Source organism: Nitrosomonas sp. TNE100, assembly GCF_055387135.1.
In genome coordinates, this window is sequence record NZ_AP040997.1 from 1,635,202 (window position 1) to 1,657,327 (window position 22,126).

General features: G+C 48.4%; 20 protein-coding genes and 1 pseudogene. 9 read left to right on the top strand and 12 right to left on the bottom strand.

Going from position 1 to position 22,126, the window contains the following annotated elements; all coding sequences use genetic code 11:
• Nucleotides 1–30 precede the first annotated feature (30 nt).
• The gene (locus tag ACZ5EJ_RS07735) at nucleotides 31–897 is read right to left on the bottom strand and encodes a DMT family transporter (RefSeq protein ID WP_011634726.1); all 867 of its coding nucleotides are present in this window, start codon (nucleotides 895–897) and stop codon (nucleotides 31–33) included.
• Between the two features lie 20 nt (nucleotides 898–917).
• On the bottom strand, nucleotides 918–2,024 hold the full coding sequence (locus ACZ5EJ_RS07740; RefSeq protein ID WP_074456148.1) for an aromatic ring-hydroxylating oxygenase subunit alpha: 1,107 nt from the start codon (nucleotides 2,022–2,024) through the stop codon (nucleotides 918–920).
• Between the two features lie 369 nt (nucleotides 2,025–2,393).
• Between ACZ5EJ_RS07740 and ACZ5EJ_RS07745 the strand changes: the two genes are divergently transcribed.
• Together ACZ5EJ_RS07745 and ACZ5EJ_RS07750 are read left to right on the top strand one after the other, a co-directional pair.
• A complete protein-coding gene (locus ACZ5EJ_RS07745; protein ID WP_464556862.1) occupies nucleotides 2,394–3,779 on the top strand; it encodes an adhesin in 1,386 nt (461 codons plus the stop codon).
• 76 nt (nucleotides 3,780–3,855) lie between these two features.
• On the top strand, nucleotides 3,856–6,057 hold the full coding sequence (locus tag ACZ5EJ_RS07750) for a primosomal protein N' (RefSeq protein WP_464556864.1): 2,202 nt from the start codon (nucleotides 3,856–3,858) through the stop codon (nucleotides 6,055–6,057).
• Nucleotides 6,058–6,125: 68 nt separating this feature from the next.
• On the opposite strand, the gene ACZ5EJ_RS07755 is transcribed toward ACZ5EJ_RS07750, so the two are convergent.
• The 3 genes from ACZ5EJ_RS07755 to ACZ5EJ_RS07765 form a co-directional block, all read right to left on the bottom strand.
• Nucleotides 6,126–6,572, bottom strand: coding sequence for a universal stress protein (locus ACZ5EJ_RS07755; protein ID WP_464556865.1), 447 nt, complete (start codon nucleotides 6,570–6,572; stop codon nucleotides 6,126–6,128).
• Between the two features lie 118 nt (nucleotides 6,573–6,690).
• Entirely contained in the window at nucleotides 6,691–8,340 is a 1,650-nt protein-coding gene (locus ACZ5EJ_RS07760; RefSeq protein ID WP_011634731.1) for an MFS transporter, read from the bottom strand.
• A gap of 11 nt (nucleotides 8,341–8,351) precedes the next feature.
• A complete protein-coding gene (locus ACZ5EJ_RS07765; protein ID WP_011634732.1) occupies nucleotides 8,352–9,491 on the bottom strand; it encodes a Do family serine endopeptidase in 1,140 nt (379 codons plus the stop codon).
• A gap of 37 nt (nucleotides 9,492–9,528) precedes the next feature.
• On the opposite strand from ACZ5EJ_RS07765, the gene ACZ5EJ_RS07770 reads away from it, so the two are divergent.
• Nucleotides 9,529–10,275, top strand: coding sequence for a Nif3-like dinuclear metal center hexameric protein (locus tag ACZ5EJ_RS07770; RefSeq protein ID WP_011634733.1), 747 nt, complete (start codon nucleotides 9,529–9,531; stop codon nucleotides 10,273–10,275).
• Between the two features lie 67 nt (nucleotides 10,276–10,342).
• Here ACZ5EJ_RS07770 and ACZ5EJ_RS07775 read toward each other — a convergent pair whose 3' ends face one another.
• A complete protein-coding gene (locus ACZ5EJ_RS07775; RefSeq protein ID WP_242500161.1) occupies nucleotides 10,343–10,639 on the bottom strand; it encodes a hypothetical protein in 297 nt (98 codons plus the stop codon).
• Between ACZ5EJ_RS07775 and mltA the strand changes: the two genes are divergently transcribed.
• Nucleotides 10,629–11,738 carry a murein transglycosylase A gene (gene mltA, locus ACZ5EJ_RS07780; protein WP_242500162.1) on the top strand — a complete coding sequence of 370 codons (1,110 nt, stop codon included), beginning with the start codon at nucleotides 10,629–10,631 and terminating at the stop codon, nucleotides 11,736–11,738. The genes ACZ5EJ_RS07775 and mltA overlap by 11 nt on opposite strands.
• A 39-nt stretch (nucleotides 11,739–11,777) precedes the next feature.
• Here mltA and ACZ5EJ_RS07785 read toward each other — a convergent pair whose 3' ends face one another.
• Together ACZ5EJ_RS07785 and ACZ5EJ_RS07790 are read right to left on the bottom strand one after the other, a co-directional pair.
• Nucleotides 11,778–12,491 (bottom strand): DsbC family protein, encoded by a 714-nt coding sequence (locus ACZ5EJ_RS07785; RefSeq protein ID WP_011634735.1) that lies wholly within the window; start codon nucleotides 12,489–12,491, stop codon nucleotides 11,778–11,780.
• Between the two features lie 45 nt (nucleotides 12,492–12,536).
• Complete coding sequence (locus ACZ5EJ_RS07790) at nucleotides 12,537–13,703, bottom strand: UbiH/UbiF family hydroxylase (RefSeq protein WP_011634736.1); 1,167 nt, start codon at nucleotides 13,701–13,703, stop codon at nucleotides 12,537–12,539.
• A gap of 230 nt (nucleotides 13,704–13,933) precedes the next feature.
• Between ACZ5EJ_RS07790 and acs the strand changes: the two genes are divergently transcribed.
• The gene (acs, locus tag ACZ5EJ_RS07795; RefSeq protein ID WP_011634737.1) at nucleotides 13,934–15,901 is read left to right on the top strand and encodes an acetate--CoA ligase; all 1,968 of its coding nucleotides are present in this window, start codon (nucleotides 13,934–13,936) and stop codon (nucleotides 15,899–15,901) included.
• Between the two features lie 17 nt (nucleotides 15,902–15,918).
• Nucleotides 15,919–16,893 (top strand): MBL fold metallo-hydrolase, encoded by a 975-nt coding sequence (locus ACZ5EJ_RS07800; RefSeq protein WP_011634738.1) that lies wholly within the window; start codon nucleotides 15,919–15,921, stop codon nucleotides 16,891–16,893.
• A 103-nt stretch (nucleotides 16,894–16,996) separates the two neighbouring features.
• Here ACZ5EJ_RS07800 and ACZ5EJ_RS07805 read toward each other — a convergent pair whose 3' ends face one another.
• On the bottom strand, nucleotides 16,997–18,277 hold the full coding sequence (locus ACZ5EJ_RS07805) for an amidohydrolase family protein (RefSeq protein WP_464556868.1): 1,281 nt from the start codon (nucleotides 18,275–18,277) through the stop codon (nucleotides 16,997–16,999).
• Between the two features lie 329 nt (nucleotides 18,278–18,606).
• On the opposite strand from ACZ5EJ_RS07805, the gene ACZ5EJ_RS07810 reads away from it, so the two are divergent.
• The 3 genes and pseudogenes from ACZ5EJ_RS07810 to ACZ5EJ_RS07820 all read left to right on the top strand — a co-directional run.
• The gene (locus tag ACZ5EJ_RS07810; protein ID WP_369596170.1) at nucleotides 18,607–18,726 is read left to right on the top strand and encodes a hypothetical protein; all 120 of its coding nucleotides are present in this window, start codon (nucleotides 18,607–18,609) and stop codon (nucleotides 18,724–18,726) included.
• 390 nt (nucleotides 18,727–19,116) lie between these two features.
• Nucleotides 19,117–20,127: a fatty acid desaturase family protein gene (locus tag ACZ5EJ_RS07815; RefSeq protein ID WP_011634741.1), complete on the top strand. Its 1,011-nt coding sequence runs from the start codon at nucleotides 19,117–19,119 to the stop codon at nucleotides 20,125–20,127.
• A gap of 191 nt (nucleotides 20,128–20,318) precedes the next feature.
• A pseudogene (locus ACZ5EJ_RS07820) lies at nucleotides 20,319–20,420 on the top strand (IS982 family transposase); the annotation flags it as partial.
• Between the two features lie 302 nt (nucleotides 20,421–20,722).
• Here the strand turns inward: ACZ5EJ_RS07820 and ACZ5EJ_RS07825 are convergent.
• From ACZ5EJ_RS07825 to ACZ5EJ_RS07835, 3 genes are all read right to left on the bottom strand, one after another.
• Entirely contained in the window at nucleotides 20,723–20,896 is a 174-nt protein-coding gene (locus tag ACZ5EJ_RS07825; protein ID WP_242500163.1) for a hypothetical protein, read from the bottom strand.
• Nucleotides 20,897–21,053: 157 nt separating this feature from the next.
• Complete coding sequence (locus tag ACZ5EJ_RS07830) at nucleotides 21,054–21,392, bottom strand: hypothetical protein (protein WP_011634742.1); 339 nt, start codon at nucleotides 21,390–21,392, stop codon at nucleotides 21,054–21,056.
• A complete protein-coding gene (locus ACZ5EJ_RS07835) occupies nucleotides 21,392–21,691 on the bottom strand; it encodes a transposase (RefSeq protein WP_464557727.1) in 300 nt (99 codons plus the stop codon). The genes ACZ5EJ_RS07830 and ACZ5EJ_RS07835 overlap by 1 nt, the downstream gene beginning before the upstream one ends.
• Nucleotides 21,692–22,126 lie beyond the last annotated feature (435 nt).

Sequence of the window (22,126 nt, forward strand, 5' to 3'; positions counted from 1 at the left end):
CTTTTCAACCAAGTTGTCGGCTACGGGATATCAGTCATCAAGGGTAACAATGTTTGTCCGTCGCGTTGATATTCCTCGAATGCTCAGTAACCCACCCACAACTATCAATCCCATTCCTATCCAGGCTGAAACGGGTAACCGGTCACCCCACAAGAACAGATCCATCAGGCCTGCAAACAATACCGTACTATAGGAAAGTGCCCCGACAATAATAATATTGCTCCTCCGGTGCGCACGAGAAATTGCCAATTGTGCCAATGTTGCCGTTACACCAATACCCAGCGCCAATATTAGGCTCTGCAGATTCACCGGGCTAAACGCAGTAAATGCCAGCCATATACCAGTAGTAATCGTACACACTAGCGTAAAATAGAAAACGATACGCCAATCTGATTCACCCTGTTCATTTAACTGCCTGACATTTAAATGTGCGATACCGCCAAACAGCCCAGAACCGACACCAATCAGCGCCATATACCATTGATCTTCAGCTAGAGTAGGGCGAAGCAGCATGACCACGCCAATAAAACCCACCGCTACTGCCACGATCAATACCCAGCTAAATTCCTTTTTCAAGAATATTACTGTTAAAAAAGCAAGAAATAAGGGCCAAGTATTATTCAGAGAAATAGCTGTTGCCAGCGGCAACTTCAAAATACAATAGAAAAACAGCAGCACCCCACCCAACCCGGCCAAACCCCTCCAAAAATGGGTTTTCCAATGTTTTGTTGCGATGGATTTGCCATAAAAACGCATAACAGCAAACGTTGAAATCACCCCCACCAGTGAACGGTAAAATACCAGTTCAGCATTGGAAAAAAATGCAGCAGCAAGTTTTACCAGCTCCCCCATGCAGGCGAACATGAATCCCGCCACTAGCATCCATAATGAGGACATTCTGGCTGTAAGATCCAGATTTAGGGTAGATGCTGTTCTAGTTCTCGCCGGAGGAAATGATGAAAATGTTCCATCCCTGCTTCCATTGGCATCTGGTATGGACCTGTTTCATTTATTCCCTGCTGATACAATGCACGCCGGCCAGCCGTAATCCGTTTACATATTTCATCATCTTCCCTGGCGGTCTCCTGATAGGCAGCCTGCTCCCTCTCCACAAATTCTCGCTCAAACAGGATGATTTCTTCAGGGTAATAAAATTCAACCACATTCATGCATTGCTCTATTCCGGTTGGCAAAATGGTACTGACAACAAGGGTATCGGGGTACCATTCAACCATGACATTAGGATAATAAAGCAGCCAAATCGCACCATGTCGCGGCACTTGTTGATTATTATGCTGCAACACCTGCGTATGCCATTCCTGATATATCTCTGAGCCCGCTCGATTAAAATCACGGTTTACGCCGACAGTCTGGACGCTGTACCAGTCACTAAATTCCCATTCAAGCTGACTGGTGTCCACGAAATGACCCAGACCCGGATGAAAAGGATCGACGTGATAATCTTCCAGATAAACCTCAATAAAAGTTTTCCAGTTGCACTGGTAGTGTTCAATTTGCACACGATCCAGTGCATACTTTGAAAAATCCAATTTATCACGAACCTTCATTCCGGCAAGATCCTGATTCACATCACGCTTGCCAGCGAAAATCAGCCCGTTCCAGTGCTGTAAGGCTGTTTTACCCAGATTTAGGCATGGATTTTTGCTGAAATGTGGTGCGCCCAGCAATTTACCATCCATTGCATAAGTCCAACGATGAATCGGACAGACTATATTGCGGGAACTACCACGCCCCTCCAGAATAATTGCCTGGCGATGCCGACAGATATTCGATAGTAGTTCGATCCCGTTTTCATTACGAACCAGAACCTTGGCATTATTCTGCGCAGCCAGCACGTAATAGTCACCTGTTTCCGGCACCATCAGTTCATGTCCAACATAGCCCGGTCCCTGATCAAATAACAGCTGTTTTTCCAGCTCGAATATCCGTGGATCCAGATACCAGTCAACAGAAAGTTGTGGATGCGCAACAGCAATATCAGAAGTATGTACAAAGCCAGACATATATTTTCAGTATCACCCTGCAATCAGAGAATAAACCCTCAATCCAATCAAAAAAGAACCCGATTGATAGTAACAGGGTACCTTAGCAGCGAATATGATCTTTTTCCACAAAATCAAAAGATATTATTCAAACTCGGTAAAACACTCTGTTACAGGCATCACGGCATTGAATAACACCATAAATCTATCGGTCAGAGATTTTAAACCACGCTGCTTTATTCATAGACTATAATCGAATAACAATATTGGACTTACACTCATCTGAACTGTTAAAGCGATACCGCATTATGCTCCTTTGTCGCGGAACACTATTAACAACAGCTTAATTGTCATGCCACAAATGACTTAACTCGCAAAACCTCAAATACAATGAAAACGGATAACAAGCAAACAACTCTTCAGTTGCTCATCACGAGCATATTCGTATTAAGTCTAGCTGCTTGTGACAGCCAGCAAGAAACAGCAACAGCCAAAAAAGCAACTGTCCTTCCCCAGGGGCCTACCACGGGAATACTGGCTGATTCGGCAGTGGAAGGCGTATCCTACTCTGCCTCATCAGGTGCATCAGGTGTTACCGATACAACCGGCCTTTACAAATATACGCATGGTGACAATATTGAATTCAGTCTCGGCAAATTGAATCTTGGCAAAATTACCGGAACGGGGCTTACTACTCCGATTGAACTGGCTGCCGGTGATCAGAACAAACTACTAAATTTGCTGATCTTATTCCAGTCACTTGATGCTGACAATAATCTCTCAAACGGCATCTCCATCCCCCCGGCTGCTGTAGAGGCACTGGACGCTTCACTCGATCTGACCGTGGACCCGAGTATTTTTACCACATCCCCGGCACTGGTTTCTGCCCGGGAAGCCGCCAGCATATCCGGCAACATAAAAACAGCCGATGAAGCCAATGCTCATTTCTTATCACAAGCAATCAACCTATTGAGCAATTATCTCTGGGTAAACCAGGATGATAACAGCGTAAGATTTTTCCGTTTTTCAAATGATGGTAGTGGAGAATATCTGAGCGGTGTGATCACACCGGATGACTCCTGTGATATGAACCGCGCCTGCGGCAGCAAACTGGTTTTCACCGCTGGAATAGAATATGGCACCACCCAGGCAACAGAATACGACGAACGTGGCTTTAAGCTTGCAAGCACACCTGAAATAGATACCAACATCCAGTCAGGACTATCCCATCCACGACCTAGCTGGCGTATTTATACCAATGGGAATGAGCTGATTATCTCTGACATTGTCATCGTACAGCGTGCAAGAGAACAGCCTGGCCTGTTTGATGAATTGTTCCACATTACAAAACCGCTCGAACTGAGTTCTGATGATGAAGTTGCCGAAACCACCGTTCAGGAGACCCGTTACCGGAAAATGGATAACTCGCAGGGCATCGTTGGCGCCTGGGCAGTAGACAAGGATACTGTCAAGTCACCTGTTTTTCTATTTTTTCCGGATAACCGCTACATGTTGATTGATCCAACTGGCAGCGCAGCTCATTCAACTCCTTCTGAATGCGCGAAACCAGGCGTCGAGCTCGCCACCTATTCCTTTGATGCAGGCAGCGGCACGCTCAAACTATCCAGCTTTACTTACAATACAACTGGTTGTGCCGGTCTGTCAGAATATGTTGGCAAACCGATTACCTTCAAAATAGATAATACAGATGCACAAAGTGCAACTCTCTCCGGGGAAGGATTATCCTCTGTTACATTGCACCGCATCTCTCACTGATTGATTTTCCAAGAAACTCCGAAAGAATATCTGATCACGTTATTCTTTCGGAAAGTTGATTCCGGATATTTCCGGTATGACAATCATTCATGTTGCGCTTGATGTTCCGGTTAACCGGTTGTTTGACTACCTTGCTCCGAATGCCGATTCAGCCGATATTGGCCGGTGCGTACGCGTTCCTTTCGGCAACCGGCAACTCTCTGGTATTATCCTGTCCGTCAGCAATTTACCGTCCGTTCCGGAGAGAAAACTAAAAACTGCCGGCCTGATCGATCAAGCAATCCCTCCCCTGCCCCAGTCGTTACTCGAACTATTCGAGTTTTGCAGTCACTATTATCACCACCCGATCGGACAGGTTGTCATGAATGGCCTGCCTGCTTTGCTGCGAAAACCTGGGTATACAACCAGCAGGATACCGAAACAGATCCAGGAATGGATACTGACTGATGCAGGCAGAATTATCACGCTTTCCGACATTCCCGCCAGATCCAAAACCAAACGTCAGCTGTTTTCCCTGCTACTGGAAAACGGAATTATTACAGCTGACATTTACAAAGCAATGTCACCTCATTCCCGCAAGCTGCTGCATGAATTCAAGGATTTGGGGTGGGTTGAACAACGCACTGCCTTACCGGGAAAATTTGCATTCAGTACAGTACCCACCCTAGCTCCAACCACAGAACAGGCGCATGCCATCGCCGAAATTCTCGCCAGAATAGGTACGTTTACCCCCTGGTTGCTTCATGGCATCACTGGCAGTGGCAAAACAGAAGTCTATCTGCAGGTGGCCGCTTCTCTGTTGGCCCAACAAAAGCAGATTCTGGTTCTGGTGCCGGAAATTAATCTTACTCCGCAACTGGAAGCAACTTTCCGCAAGCGATTTCCCAATACACCACTGGTTAGCTTGCACAGCGGATTGAATAGCAGCGAGCGTCTGCAAGGCTGGTTGCAAGCACAATGTGGGGAAGCCAACATTATTCTGGGTACACGCCTGGCAATTTTCACTCCCATGCCCAGGCCGGGCCTGATTATTGTCGATGAAGAACAGGATCATTCTTTCAAGCAGCAGGATGGATTGCGCTACTCTGCACGTGATCTGGCGGTGTACCGTGCAAGACAGGCCAACATACCCATCGTTCTTGGCTCAGCCACCCCTTCCCTGGAAAGCTATCACCAGGCGCGTATCGGCCGCTACCGGTTACTGCAGCTGCACGCGCGAGCAATCAGTCAGGCAGTACTGCCAGCTATTCATTGTATAGACATGCGTGTAACGCCCGCACAGGAAAGATTGTCGGAGCCCATACTTGATGCATTACGCCAATCTCTTGATCAAAAACAGCAAAGTCTAGTATTTATCAATCGACGCGGCTATTCCCCGGCACTACTCTGCAAATCCTGTCGCTGGATTGCCACCTGCAAACGCTGCTCCAGCCGCCTGGTTGTCCATTTGCGCAATCGACAACTGCGCTGTCACTATTGCGGTGATCAGCAGCCGATTACACCCGCATGCCCGCAATGCGGAGATCCAGATATTATGCCGTTTGGCCACGGTACACAACGGATTGAATCAGCGTTAATCAAACAATTCCCGAACGCGCGCATTCTACGTGTTGATCGTGACAGCATCCGCCACAAAACCGCCTGGCAAACCATGCTTGATACGATTCACCAGGGAAAGGTGGATATTCTGGTTGGCACCCAATTACTTGCAAAAGGACATGATTTCCCAAACCTTGCCCTGGTGTGTGTGCTCAACGCCGATTCATCCCTTTACAGCACTGATTTCCGCGCTGAAGAACATCTTTTTTCACAGCTGATGCAAGTAGCAGGACGTGCCGGTCGCGCCCATATTCCTGGCACCGTTCTGATCCAAACTGAATTTCCGCAGCATCCGCTGTACTTGGCATTAATACGTCAGGATTATGCAGCATACGCGCAAACGCAGCTGAAAGAACGCAAATCAGCCAGTTTTCCACCTTTTGTCTATCTGGCAGTATTACGTGCAGAAGCCCCGGTACTCGCAGAAGCCTTGGAGTTTTTACACCAGACGGCGGTAATCGCCACTATTGCTAAAGAATACGCCCACATCCAGCTTTTCGATCCTGTTCCCGCTACCATGACTCGGCTCAAGGGACTGGAGCGTGCACAGCTACTGATTCAGGCTGTTTCACGCAAGTGCCTGCAAATATTTCTGAGTGATTGGCACCAGCGTATTACTGCATTACCAGCTCGCAGCAAGCTGCGCTGGCATTTGGATGTTGATCCACTGACGCTTTAAAAACAGCCCCCAGCACCGGGATCGGTTCGCTCACAGTGATTTTTCAGAGTACTCTAATCTGTATTTTCTCAATCCCTGGTATCGCGAACCAACAATATGGGGATAGGTGCTATCCGAGCAATCCCTTCAGCCACACTGCCAAGCAATAGTCGACTGAAGCCCGAATGACCATGCGTACCGATCACAATCAGCTCTGCCTGCCAGCGCCTTGCCTCTTCCACCAAAATATTGGCAATTCGTTCGTTATTTGATGGAATCAAGCGCGTTTCAACCGGGATACCGGCTGTCTTTACTATTGTTTCAGCTTCGGTAAGTATTTTTTCTCCACAATCGTGGATTGTTTTCTGCAATTCTTCGTAATTAAAGTAATTCTCATCCACCAGATAGATTGCATCTTCATAAACATGTACAAGCTCCAGACAAGCTCCCATTCGCTTTGCCAATTTGATTGCCTCCTGCAAAGCCAGGTTTGAAGTAAAGCTGCCATCAATTGGAACAAGAATCCTCTGGTACATCAAATATCTCCTGCAAACATTAATCTGATAAATACATCTCTGCCGCATATTCTCGCGCATCATCCATCTTATCCCGTATTACATCAGGGAATATTCTAGGCGAGGCGAGTCGGGCCAGTCAGGCACTGCGCAGACGAGAATATCTGATCGCCACTATAGCCAGCATGGGTAATATAAACCCTAAAATTGTCACTATAATCAGCAGAACACCCAATTCACTATAATCAGCCGGAACCAATATTTCACCAGTATCCACTTCTCTGACCTCACGCGTGACCGTAAAAATCTGGTTGATATACTTGGTTGTCAGTTGCGAAGCAGATAAAGCCAGGTTGGTAAATGAAGCCATGACAGCAAAAAAGGTTGCTTTGAGTTTCTCGGGGGCTGAATTCGCGATCCACGCCAGCATTGGAATCATGGCGATCTGCCCCAGCGGTGATTCCAGAGCTGTATCAATTACCGCAATAAAACGCGCATCGACAATTCCGCCCGTATGTGCCGCAGTCCATACATGCAAGCCGAAGTACATCGAAATGATCGGCAGTGACAAAATGGTACCCGCTACGGTTAATGCGCCAATAACATAAGCCATTGATCGCTCGGCCATAAACCGACGGAAAATAAACATACCGGCAAGCGTCAGCACAGAGCCAATCAAAGAAAGTGTAGCCAGAAACTGCTGATCAAACCCCAGTTCATCAATCATCCACCAGGTCGAGCCCGCACCGGGTGTGGGAACGGCCCGGAATACAAACACCAGTAAGGCTGTTCCTACCAGAACATTGCGCGCCTCACTTTCCAGCTCGGAGGTCAGTTTCCAGATCAAAAACAGCACAATCGCCATCGACAAGCTAAAAACAATTTCTTCGGCACCGGAAATCTGCACAAGCCCGACTCCCAAGGAGACAACTGTAAAAACCAACCCGCCGCCCAGTATCCACCAATTGATTGGGGGTGTTTCGACATGAGCACCGGTTAACACTTCGATTTCTTTGATATTTAGCCCCTGAACGGAAAAATGTTTTATTTCACGCCATTTTAACCATCCGGCCAGCCAGATTCCGCACACTGAAACAAAAGGAATTACCAACGCAAGCTGATATATCAGCAGATAGGCCTCACCCTTGCCAGCTTCGGAAAGAGTTGCAACATCTTTCATCAGCACAACGTTTGCCACTGCCACTAGAATACCACCACCAATAATGGCAACACGCCCCAACGTCTGCATCGTAATGTGCATCTGCTTGCGCGCTTCCAGATCAATCAGTTGTCCATCCGGGTTGACGCGTGGCACAGCCTCTACAGTCATGGCATCGGCCACTACATCCTGCAACACATAACCCACCGGTGCAAGCAACGCCGCCAGCACATACCACTGCGCCAGCGGCGCAACCTCACGCATCGCCTCGGTATGGCCAAGCAATCCGATCATGATGAAAAGACTAGTCGCGATCAATCCTGCTCCCAGATAGACCAGCAAGCTCTTCCAGCGCCACAGCAGATCCACCAGATGACCCATCGGCATTTTCAGTGCCCATGGCAATGTCATCCAGAAGCCGAGTGCAGCCAAAAATTCTGCCGACAACCCCAGCCTTTCCTTCACGTAGAAAGTACCAACAATTCCTGTGAGGCTTGAAATACCGGCCGCCAGATAAACCATCAGGGGCGGCAGGTATGAAAGACGCATTTCCCTGCCCAGAGTCAGTAAATTGAGATCAATCCACCGAAACAGTGCGGCGGGTAATCGTGTGGCAAATTCGATATTCACTCGGTATGTAGTCAGCCTGGACGTTTACCAATTTGCACCTGAATATCCAGCTCTTCTCCATTACGGAGAATAGTTAGCGTTGCTGCTTTACCTGGGGGAAGAGATGCCACAATATTCAGCATTTCGGAAGCATTGAAAACAGGCTTGCCATTCACTGCCGCTAAAATATCCCCCGGTTTGATTCCGGCATCATCCGCTGGCCCATTCTTAAGTACGCCCGCAATCAGAGCTCCATCAGTTTTCTTCAGCTTTAGGGACTCCGCCAACTCCGGCGTTATATCTTGCATACTCACACCAAGCCAGCCGCGCGTAACGCTACCTGTTTCGATAATCTGCTGCATGATTTGTTTAGCCGCATCCACCGGGATAGCGAATCCGATGCCAAGCGAGCCGCCGGAACGTGAATAGATCGCGGTATTGATCCCGATCAAATTACCGGAAATATCGGTCAACGCACCACCGGAGTTACCGGGATTGATTGCCGCATCGGTCTGAATAAAATTTTCGAATGTGCTGAGCCCTACCTGGGAACGCCCCAGTGCACCGATAATTCCCATCGTCATTGTTTGCCCTACACCAAACGGATTACCGATTGCCAGCACGATATCCCCCACTCTAGCTTTTTCAGAATCGCCGAAGGCAATACTGGGGAGCTTGTCCAGATCAATTTTCAGAACCGCCAGGTCACTCTCAGGATCCGAGCCAATCAAGTTTGCTTCGGCTTTTCTTCCATCCATTAACGCCACCTGAATCTCGTTAGCCGCTTCCACCACGTGATGGTTCGTGAGAATATATCCTTCCGGGCTGACGATTACTCCGGATCCCAAGCTGGAAGTACGCTCAGTTCTCGGACTAAAACGATTGCCAAAAAATTGCTGAAAGACAGGATCATCCATAAACGGATGGGAGGGTACTCTTACCTCCTTGCTGGTAAATACATTCACCACGGAAGGCATCGCCACTTCCGCTGCTGTATGAAAACTACCAGTATCAAGTGCTTTTCCGCCATCAGCCTTGACTGCTTCACGGATGGTCGCCAGCTTGCCGCGCGGCGTCCACGGCAATAATTCCGGGCGCAAGGTTGAAACAACAAAAAAGATGGCGAGGAGAACAGTGATGGTTTGTGTGAAAAGCAGCCAGAGTTTTTGCATGGAAAATCCTACATCCCAAATGAACAAAAAAAGTATTATGCACCAAAATATACTGGAAAATTACCTGAATGATCTGCTGGACGTTCAGCAATTCCGTGATTATTGTCCCAACGGGTTACAGGTGGAAGGGCGAGCTTCGATTCAAACGCTCGTCAGCGGTGTAACTGCTTCCCAAGTTTTGATACAGGCAGCGCTGGATTTGCATGCGGATGCCATCATCGTGCACCATGGCTATTTTTGGCGCGGAGAAGATACCTGCCTGCGCGGCATCAAGCGTCACCGTATCGCCACGCTCATCAAGCATGACATCAATCTTTACGCTTACCATCTGCCTCTGGATGCCCATGCTGATCTGGGCAACAATACCTTGCTCGGAAAAAAGCTGGGAATAAAGGAAGAAGGCCGTTTCGGCGAACAGAATATCGCTGCTTACGGTTATTTTCAGAAACCAGCCAGCCTTGACGAGCTGGATGGTTTACTGAGTTCAGTGCTTGGCCGGAAACCACTAATAATCGGCAATCCGCTTAAACCTATCCGACGTATTGCCTGGTGTACCGGAGCAGCTCAAGGATATTTTGAGGAAGCTATCCGGTTGGGCGTAGATGCATTTATCACCGGTGAAATTTCTGAACAGAACGTACATACAGCCAGAGAATCCGGCACGGCCTTCATCTCAGCCGGGCATCACGCCACCGAACGCTATGGAATTCAGGCGCTTGGTGATCATATCGCACAAAAATTCAGTATTGCACACCATTTTATTGATGCAGAAAACCCTGTATGACTAATCCATTAGCAATGCAGCAGAACAAAAGCAGGCAGCCGCTCTCAAATAGCAAACAAGGCATGATCTATTTTTTTTCATCCTTGTTATCCAGTTGTTCCAATGGTTTATTTTTTTTACGGGGGAGCGTCCACCAGACGAGAAAAATGAACAGACTCAACGCCAAGATTGCTTCAAGTGCTAAAATCCACATATTCTTCCCTAAAAAAATGTTTTTACAAAACAGACACTTTAACCGAAATCTGCTAAAAACCCAATTCATCACCCTGCTGATCTTAATCCCACTCGGATTAACCAGCTGCAAAACTGAAACTATTTCCACCCAATCTTCCACATCCCAAACCCCTGCAAAAGTGGCTGCCATTCCCGCAGCGCCACAATCAGCAAGCCCTACTCAAGATACCAGGGACAAGGAAGATAAAAAGCTGCTTAAAGCTGCTAGTTGGTCAATGCTACCAGGCTGGCAACATGAAAGCCTTCTTCCGGCGTGGAATACCTTTATACAAAGCTGCAGATCTCTCGAACGACGCCCCTCCTGGCAGGATGTATGCACACAAGCTACAATCATTCGGCACAGCAGTGAACAAGCTGTCCGAAATTTTCTTGAAAATCACTTTGCACCTTATCAGGTGATCAATCCGGATGGCACCACCACTGGCCTGGCAACCGGTTACTATGAACCTCTGCTTAAAGGCAGTCGCAAATATTCCAGTCGCTTCCGCTACCCGATTTATTCCACTCCCGACAACCTGCTGGCAGTCGAGCTCAAAGACGCGCTGCCCGATGCAAATCAGGTAGCGCTACGTGGCCGTCTACAGGGACGCAAAATTATTCCTTACTACACCCGCGCGGAAATCGAGAACAACCGCAGTCTGCTGAAAGGAAAAGAACTGTTGTGGGTAGAGGATGAGGTCGAGCTGTTCTTTCTCCAGATACAAGGATCCGGCCGCGTCGTGCTGGAAAATGGTGAAACCGTAAAAATCGGCTACGCGGATCACAACGGTTATCCCTACCGCTCTATCGGAAAAATATTGATTGATCGGGGTGAACTGCCCGCCTGGCAGGTATCCATGCAGTCCATCAAACAATGGGGCCGACAAAACCCTGCCAAATTGAAATCCTTGTTGCAGCAGAATGCGCGTTATATTTTCTTTCGCGAACTGCCAGCCGATCTTGCCGGACCGATCGGTGCGCTGGGAGTCCCTTTAACGGCGGGCAGAAGTCTGGCTATTGATCCGGAGAGTGTCCCACTGGGTGCCCCAGTTTATCTTTCCACCACTTGGCCCAATACAGCACAGCCACTTAACCGCCTGATGGTTGCCCAAGATACAGGCAGTGCTATCAAGGGTGGGGTGCGTGCTGATTTCTTCTGGGGACACAGCCCGGAAGCTCAGGCCCAAGCGGGTAAAATGAAGCAGCAAGCCCAGATGTGGGTCCTGCTTCCCAAGCAGTACAGGGAATAAAGGACTCAGAAGGTAGCCACTCAGGCGGATAAGGTTGTATCACTTACTCGTGGCCTGATCCAGCCGCTTTTCGATTTCTGATTGCGGGATAAAACCCGGCACCACTGAGCCATCTGCAAAAATCAGGGTTGGTGTACCAGTTACTCTGTTCTGACGGCCTGATTCCAGCAGTATCTGCAGCGGTGCATCACAATTCTTACCAGTAGGAACGACTGATTTCAGCATAAAATCATCCCATGCTTTGACCCGGTCTTCAGAGCACCAAATGGCTTCGGCTGTTGTCATGGAGCCGTTAAGAACAGGATAAAGCAAGGTATAAATAGTGATATCCGTCACATTAACCAGCTCCTTCTCCAGCCTTTTACAATAAGGGCAATTTGGATCGGAGTATACAATCAGCGTACGTTTTCCGTTCCCTTTGACCATTTTCAGCGCATGTTCCAGCGGTAAAGTGTCAATTGCAATCCGCCGTGAATCCCGGATCTGCTGCATGCGCTCACTGGTCAAGCTTGCCCGCTTCTTAGCATCCACGATATGCCCCATGAAAAAATATTCAGCCTTCTCGTCCGTATAAAAAATTTCCCCGTCGATCACGGCCTCATACAACCCCAGATAAGGCGTCTGCGTCAGGCTTTCTATCTTGCTCCCCGGGAAATGAGCCTGAATCGCCTCTTTCAGATCAGCCTCATTCGCCTGAGCAATTCCAGTAAATAACAATCCCAGCAGGCCGAATGAATATAAAAACAAACGCATACCATTTCTCCAGTATAAAAATCCAGTAACCGTAAAAAGCCGAATTCAGCTCAGCGCATGACGCATCAATCTGTTTTTCAGAAGTGGAAAGCGATTGGTCATCCCGAGCCCCAGATTCCTGATGCGCATAATGGCCGCATCCTCGCTGCCAAACAGTTTCTGCAGCCCATCTGTCACCCATTGCATAGCAAGAATATCTTCCTTGCGATTACGTTCGTAACAGCGCAGCAAAGAAAACTCACCACAATCTCCCAGTTCGTCAAACTGCAAAAGAACATCGGCCAACTCACGGGCATCGCGCAATCCCAGATTAACTCCCTGGCCCGCCAGTGGATGAATCCCATGCGCAGCATCACCAATCAAAGCCAGCCTCGGTTTGACGAGTGATTTGGCTTGTACAAAGTTCAGCGGAAATCCACGTTGCGACGTAACCAGTTGCATCATTCCCAACTCATGCTCTGCCGCCCGTCCAACCTGTTCGCATAACACCTCGGGAGATAAAGTAAGCAATTCATCAGCCAGCACTGTATTCGCTGACCACACCATCGAAACCCGTTTTCCCGGCAACGGCAGCAGTGCAAGAACGCCATCACGGCGGAACCACTGATAGGCAATGTGATGATGAGGCCGCTCCACCTCAAAATTGGCGACCACCCCGGTTTGATAATAGCTATGACGATCCATCGTAATTCCCGCTTGTTCACGCACGCGGGAATTGACACCATCCGCCCCGACCAGCAGCGCCGTCTGCAAAACCGTGCCATCAGACAAGGCCAGCTCAACGTAGGATTCATGCCAAGTAAGTGAGTCATATTGCGCCGGACAAAACAGCTGCACATTTTCTGCCTCCGACAACGTCTCCCAGACAGCATGCTGCAGCTGGCGATTCTCGATGATGTAGGCAAGCTCCGGCACACCACTTTCATACGCACTGAAATCAATCCTGGCTGCACTGTCGTCACCATGCACCCGCATTTCATGGACAGGCGTCACCCGCGCCGCATCCATCTGCTGCCAGACCCCACAAGCATGCAAGAATGCTACACTGCCGGGGCTGATCGCATACACACGCCCATCCCAGCTGTCATCAGCTGGCAAAGGTGCTGGCGGCCGTGATTCAATCAACGCCAACCTCAGCCCGCTATCCTTCAAAGCAGCCAGCAAGCTGGCACCTACCAGCCCACCCCCAATCACTACAATATCGAATTTCATTGTCGGATTATACTAAGGAACCCCCACCCAGATCATTGTTTTCAAGCGCGTAGCAGAAAACAAACCCACAAGATTTTTTTAAAAGACAGAAGAATCTTATATTTTTAATCTCATAACTACACTATCTAACTCTCGAATCCTCTTTCCGTAAGATATACGAATAAAAGGGGCGAATGATACAATTAAACACTTTTCTTACTGGAGCGTTAGTCTGCCAAACAGGGAGTAATATGGCTACAATTGAATCTATTTTGCGTGAAAATCGGATATTTCCCCCTGCCAATGAATTTGTCAGGCATGCCAATATTACTGGGATGAAAACCTATGAGGCCCTGCGCCAGGAAGCTGAGCGCGATTACGCTGGCTTCTGGGCAAAACTTGCAAAACAGTACATTACCTGGCACAAACCTTTCACTCGTATTCTTGATGACACCAATCCGCCCTTTTACAAATGGTTTGACGATGGTGAACTGAATATCTCGTGGAACTGTCTTGATCGGCACCTGACAACACAGGCCAACAAAACTGCAATCATTTTTGAATCTGATGAAGGCGAAGTAATACGTTGCAGCTACCGTGAATTACACCAGCGAGTATGCCGTTTTGCCAACGGATTAAAAGCGCTCGGCATCCGTCAAGGTGATCGCATCGTCATTTACATGCCCATGCGGATTGAAGCCGTGGTTGCCATGCAGGCATGTGCGCGTATTGGCGTAATTCACTCAGTAGTATTTGGCGGCTTCTCGGCGAAAAGTGTATATGAACGTATCATCGATGCCGGTGCATCTGCTGTAATCACTGCAGATGAACAAACTCGCGGAGGAAAGCGCCATGCACTGAAAGCAACTGTAGACGAAGCATTGGCGATGGGCGATACAACTTCAGTACATAGTGTTATCGTTTTTCGGCATACCGGCACTGATATCCCCTGGCAGCCGGAACGAGACCGCTGGTGGCACAACCTCACCGCCAGCCAATCTGATGAATGCGAGCCGATATGGGTCAATGCCGAACACCCTTTGTTTACACTCTACACCTCGGGATCAACCGGAAAACCGAAAGGGGTACAGCATTCCTCGGCCGGCTATCTGCTTGGAGCGATAGTCAGCATGCAGTGGGTATTCGATTATCATTCGGAAGATATATTCTGGTGTACAGCTGACGTGGGCTGGGTTACCGGACATAGCTACGTTACTTACGGACCGCTTGCCATTGGGGCAACCCAGGTAATTTTCGAGGGAACTCCGACCTATCCCCATGCCGGGCGGTTCTGGGAAATCATCCAGAAACACAGGGTCACAACCTTTTATACCGCACCCACCGCTATCCGCTCACTGATCAAGCTAGGTCCTGACTTACCTGAGAAATATGATCTCTCTTCATTGCGTTTGCTTGGATCGGTTGGTGAGCCGATTAACCCGGAAGCATGGATGTGGTATTACACAGTCATTGGCCAGTCACGCTGCCCGGTTGTCGATACCTGGTGGCAGACTGAAACCGGCAGTCACATGATTGCCCCTATTCCTGGCGCAATACCAGCCAAACCAGGTTCTTGTACTCTTCCACTACCCGGTATCGATGCTGCAGTAGTGGATGAAACGGGGCTCCCGGCAGAACAGGGAAAAGGCGGATTTTTGGTTATCAAACGTCCCTTCCCCTCAATGTTGCGTACCTTGTGGAATGATCCTGAACGTTTCAGGAATACCTATTTTCCGGCAGATATTGCCGGCGGCCATTATTATCTTGCGGGGGATTCGGCTCATCGTGATCAAGACGGCTACTTCTGGATCATGGGACGAATTGATGACGTTTTAAATGTCTCCGGGCACCGCCTGGGCACCATGGAAATCGAGTCCGCACTGGTAGCGCATCCTCTGGTTGCAGAAGCAGCTGTTGTCGGGAAACCGCACGAAATCAGGGGAGAAGTGATTGTGGCATTCGTTGTCCTCAGGGGAAAGTTGCCTGATGACCAGCAGGCTGCCGAAATTGCTGAAACTTTGCGCGAATGGGTTTCCAGCGAAATTGGCGCAATTGCTCGCCCCGAAGAAATCCGATTTGGTGAAAATCTGCCCAAAACGCGTTCTGGTAAGCTCATGCGGCGCCTCCTGCGCTCCCTGGCAAGAGGCGAAACCATTACTCAGGATATTTCAACACTGGAAAATCCGGTGATTCTCGAACAATTTAGTCAGACGATATAACCGGAACCTGTCAACTTATGGAACAACTCCCAGCCATCATCGATTATCCGGATGGTATCAGCGTCATTGATGCTCGCTACCACCGGCCGGGCCGTGCTGCCATCCATCTGATCACGGAAGGAAATAAAGCCGCTCTGGTGGATACTGGTACCCGTTTTTCGGTTCCCGGCATTATGGCAGTGCTGGCACACAAGCAAATTGCTCCTGAACAGATCGACTATATCTTTCTCACCCATATCCACCTTGATCATGCCGGTGGTGCTGGTGAATTCATGCAGCAGCTGCCCAATGCCAGACTGGTGGTACACCCGCGTGGCGCATCGCATATGGTCAATCCTATGAAACTGATTGCTGGTGTCATGGCCGTGTACGGTGAATCAGAATTCCGGCGTATCTACGGTGAAATCCAACCGATTTCTGCAGAGCGTATCATCGAAGCACCTGACGATACGCTAATCAAACTGAACGGCCGCCCATTGCGATTGCTGGATACACCCGGACATGCGCGACACCACTATTGCATTCACGATGCCGGCAGCGCCTCCATCTTCACTGGTGACACCTTTGGTGTGTCGTATCGTGAATTCGATGCCAACGGACTGGAATTCGTTTTTCCGACCACTTCACCAGTGCAGTTTGACCCTGAAGCCGCACATGCCTCCATTAACCGACTCATGGCGTTGCGCCCGGAACAGGCATTTCTTACTCATTATGGGCGCATCCGCAACCTTCCGCACCATGCATCACAGATGCACGCACTCATCGATGCCTTTGTCGGCATCGTACAACAAGCCGCAGAAATTCCAGATCGGCAACCTTTCATTGTAAAAGCATTGCAGGACTTGCTCTGGGAACGACTAATCACCCATGGGTGCACCCTCACCCGGGATGCTGTCCTCTCGATATTGCAGACCGACATCAGACTCAATGCACAGGGACTTGAAATCTGGCTGGAACAGACCCTCAGGCAACCAGGTCAGGCTGCAGGCTAAACACAGCATCTCTGGCAGGCTGTCCGCCGCTGCAACCTGCATCCCCCGATAGTCTCCTCGCAACAAAGACAATGCGCATAACAGATGACTCACCCGGAGCACCCTACTGCTGTGGGCCAAAATGGTTAACGATAACTTGTCCACCGGAAATCACCAGATCGGGATATTCCAGCCGCTTCAACTGCTGCTCAAGATTGCCGCGAATTGCGATCAAATCAGCCGGGGCGCCAGGTTGTATTGTCCCCAGCAGGGGAATACCCAGATACTGACCGGCTTTTGCCGTGGCTGCCCGCAATGCATCCGGCAGCTTCATTTTTGCCAGATGCATCAGATACATCAACTCTTGTACATCGATTCCCCAGGGAATATCAGGGTGAGCAATTTCCGCTCCGTACAGCAATTCACCACCAAGTTCTGCCCAAATTGCTGCATTGTGCGCGATCCCGTCACATTTTGAGAGGGTATCGAGCGTACCGATGATCGTAACATTCTGTGCTCTGGCTTGTTTCAGCAACGGCTCAGGAATTAGATCACAAGGCATGTGCGCCCATTCATCGACTCCGGCATTCAACGCTACCTGTACACCCGATGACTCCGCCACATGAGCCGATACCTTACGCTGATGCCGGTGAGCTTCATCGACAATAGCCCTGACAACGGGCTCTGACAACATGGGCCATGCCGACTGGCCATGCGAAGCGGCATATGCGTGATGATGAGAGTCGGCCTGCACGGTATGCGCAGTATCATGGTGTGCGTGACCATGATGTGGAGACCAGGGCGCACCTGTTTCCCCGCCGGGTTCAAGTGCAATCTTAATGACCACTGCACCCTCACCAATCAGATGGCGTACGGCTTCCCGTGCTTCTGCTTCGCTGGTAACAGGAATCGCCAAACCCCTGGCGCCCATCGTAATGATCGGGTATCCGTGCGGCGCGGTGATAATCTGTCCTGAAGTAAGCACACGCAAACTGCCATCTCCCCCATAAGGCTGGTGCACAGGACCACCCACATCTCGCACCGTGGTCACCCCATGCCTCAACACGATATCTACCGGCACTTTCTGAAAGGTCAAGTGCGCGTGTAATTCGATAAACCCTGGTAATAAGGTTGCATCACCCAGATCAATCTCAGTTGATGCATCACCCACCTTGAATGAATGACGCGGCCCGATTCTTGCAATGCGCCCATCTTTTACCAGCACCGATAAACCACTGTGCATTTCATTTCCGTCAAAAACCCGCGCAGCGTACAGTAGCAAAGATGAAGGGCCGGTTTCCTGTGCATAAACCTGCACAGAAAAAAATATCGCCATCGTTACCGCAACCTGGAAACAGCGAACATGCTGCATGCAATTAGAAAAAACATCGGTAAAGTTTTGCATCCTTATTTTCTATCCTTGATTGATAATGGGTATTTTTCAACAGTAAGATAAATTGATAATGCCTGTCCGTGCCGCAAGCGCCGCCATCAGAAAATCTCTCATCTCGACTTAATCATCTCCTCCCGGTTTAGTCAGATGCGATAACACCTCCCCCGGACAGACCGGCTGATCCAGCCTAATACGCTGCATGACAAGCTTAATCTAAGTTAATTTGTAGTGATCTAATTTAAACAGACACCTCGATAGGTGGATAAAATTCACTTTAAGAGGACATACTAATGAAAGCACGCAGGAAATTTGACACTCAATTTAAATTGAAAGTTGTTCACATGATCAAGGATCACAACCTTAGTGTGAGCGAGGTCTCCAAAACGATGGGGGTGGGGGAAACGGCGATTCGTCGTTGGGTCGCGCAGTATCAGGCAGATCTAAACCACCCTGCTGTTTGATAAAAGCAGCCACTTCCGATTCAATCATTGCTGCCAGCAACTTGCGCGCGCCTTCCCGCAAAACTACCCGCAGCGAGTCATTTTGTTCTGGATCGTTCAGTTCTAAAACAGTATCATCTGTCATTATGGTGTTTCCTTTCCAGTAGTTGATCCGCCAGATCTTTACCAACAGGTTACACCACTTCCTTTTTCTTTGTCATACACCAGATTTGATCATAGTTCCCAGCTGAATTAGGAAAAGCGTATTATCATCAACTGGAAAGGTCAGTCAGAATTGACTGACTCAAACTACCGAGTGCCCGGAGCGGCTCAGTTTCCACAGTCGAATCTATCCTCGTAGCTTCGTTGTAGTCAACTTACGGGAGGAATTTCACCTCCAAGAGAGCACCCGTGCCAGCCCACAAAACAAAAAGGTCAGAAATATTTAGACCCTCGCATGAGCAAAATAAGCTCCCACTCACTTTCAATAATTCCGTGGAATTAAAGCAACTCTATCTGCATCGTTGGGTACCAAATCTGAAAATTCCTCTTTTCTACGGGATTTGGATTGCACTAGGAATCATCGCCTGGAATTCAAGCTATTGGGCGTCGACCTGGGTATGCTACTTGGGAATGGGCTACATACAGATGGGGATTGTGACTTTTATGCACGACTGTACACACAGCACTTTGTTTAAAGTTCGCTGGAAAAATCAGGCATTCGGAATTTTCGCAATGATTCCACTCATTATTTCATTTACTTCCTTTAAGGAAGACCATCTTATTCATCATAGACATAATCGCACTTCGAAAGATCCGGATGCATTCACGATGGGAAAACGTGGAGTAGGCGATTTCATACTTTTCTATGCTTACGCAATCATTGGTGTGTTCTTGACTGCAATTCAGTTTACATTAATTTTTCCACTAAAGATTTTGCGTGGGAAGAAAGCGTTGATCCATTGGAGTGAGATAGCGCTTCACATAGTTGTAATGTGGGCCGTATTTGATTGGGCAGCCTCCCAAAGTATTACAAATCAAGTATTTAATGTGTGGTTTTGGCCACTTATTTTTTTTGGTTTTTTTAACAGCATGCGATTCATCGCTGAACATTATGGCTGTCCTTGGGATGCTGGACCATTGGTAGGAACTCGGACGATCATCAGTAATCAATTGAATTCATTTTTTTGGAATAACATCAATTATCACATCGGACATCATGCCCGCCCTGGTGTACCTTGGTACAACTTGCAAAAATTACACGCATTGCTGCTTCCTGAAATTGAGCGAGCCGGGGCACTGATTGATAAAAGCTATTTAGTAATTTTCATTCATGCGCTCTGGCAGGGTCCCGAGACCGCAGCCACAACAGAATCCCGGAATTCATCTTCATCCAAGTCCTTCACTAGAAATATTGATTAACCTGGAATGTTGACCAAAAGAAAGACCTGATTTGGGAGAGTATCCGCAAGAACATCTCCGCCCAACAGTGCGCTACGCGAACATAACTATTCTGCTTGTGTGCACCATGACTCAATAATCTGAGGCCTCGCACAGCGGGGTCTGCAGAATGCACCTGAATTAGCTGTGGGAGATGGTACACTGAAATTTAGCTCACTGAAACACTGGCCCAACAAGACCTTCAACTCATCACTCCCCTCAAGAAAAACATGAAGGCCGTACCCCGTACCGAGTTCGAAAAGGCTATTCTGAAGTGTCCGTAAAATCGGGATAGAACCCCGTTGACCGAATTATTAGGCTGCACTCTGGCTACCCTCACTCAAATGTAGCAGCGGGAAAGGCATTCCTTGAGAATCAGTTAGTGAGCAACCAGATAACAGACCCATTGGATAAATAAAATGCTGCTGCACGCGGGTTCTGCTCATTTACATCTCAAGACCTCTGCATAACTCTGATAATTTTGTTGTAGTAGCGAAGGGGATTTCCAAATGATACTCTTGTGCGCTTTTAACAGAAAAATGAAGTTTTATTCATTCTTCAAAGGAGTTTTTCACCCTTATGCTGCATTGAGGCGGACTACTCCCCTTTTGAATGGCTCATCCACAAAAATTTTGTTGGCAGCTTTTTTCAGATTCATGCAGATGCTTTTCAGCACGACTTGGGCATTGACTTTTATCGTGCCGAAGTAGCTGGCGCGCCCCCATTCCAAATAGGCGTTTGGCTGTGCCAAAACACTGTTTGACGATATAGCGTTTTTTTACTGATCAATTTGTTTACCAGCTTCTGTCGTGCCGAGAGTGGTTTATTCTTGTATGCCCAGTGCATAATCGCGCTTTTGATTTTGTATTCTTTCAGAAACTGCCGATTGGCGTTGGCTTACTGAACCTTTATCCACATACACTCGATTCGCCTCGATGTGCGCGCCAACGATGATTGTTTCGAAATGTACCATTTCGCTCTGGTTGGCAGGAGCGGTATGCACCCCGCGCACGTAGCACCACCATGTAACTGCGGTAGCCAAAATGCGATTTTTTACCTTTTTTGAGCCAGGTCGCATCCGCACTCTGTTCTTCGATATAGGTGATTTCCGGCTGGCTACCATCCTCAAACTGAACAGTCTTACCTTCGGCATCCACCTCCAGTGTGATTGTGATGATCTTTTTAGGACCCGCCGCTGACTCAATGAGTGTGGCATCAATCACCGCACCCGTCGTACCCTTGACCATCAAACGACCATCAAACCGTGTGATTGAATCTGTTCATTGATAGAGGCCAGAAGACCATCCAGCCTGTCGTTGACCACCAGGCGGTTGCGAAACCGACACAGAGCGGTTTCATCCGGTATCGCATCCGACAAACTATGCCACTGACCAAGCAGAATCGCCTTCAACATCATCAGCATGCCAAATGGTTTCTGCCCTCCACCATTTGATAGCTCGCGCTTGTATAAACCAGTAAGCATCGGACGTAACGCTCCCCAGTCAGTCAACGCGCCAATCTTCATCAGCACGTTGTTTTGTTTCAGACGTTACGCCAGTTTCAGGAATCCAAAACTCATCTGCATCTTCTATTCCTCTCACCTTTTACCTTTCGCCATTTTAGTTGTTTATTTGGCTAACGTGGGGAGGTGGTGCAGGAGTCTTTCTACTTGTAGTTCACCTTCCAATTTTATTTTTTGTGCCACAGCATTGATGCTTTCTGCATAAACTGGCCAGATAAAAATAAAACTGAATCGGGAAGTTATTTTTAATCTGGCAGCTGTTATCAGATTATCATTAGTATAATTTCCGGAAATTTGTAGCCATCACGAAGTCTCTATCTGCGATACTGCTAACAATTTCCAGCATGTCTGATGTTTGTTCCGGTTGCTACATACGGTTGTTTTATTGGATACCGCTCTATGCACCATGCGGTAACTGATAGCCATATTTAATTCTGCTAGTATTCCCGGCAGTGCCAT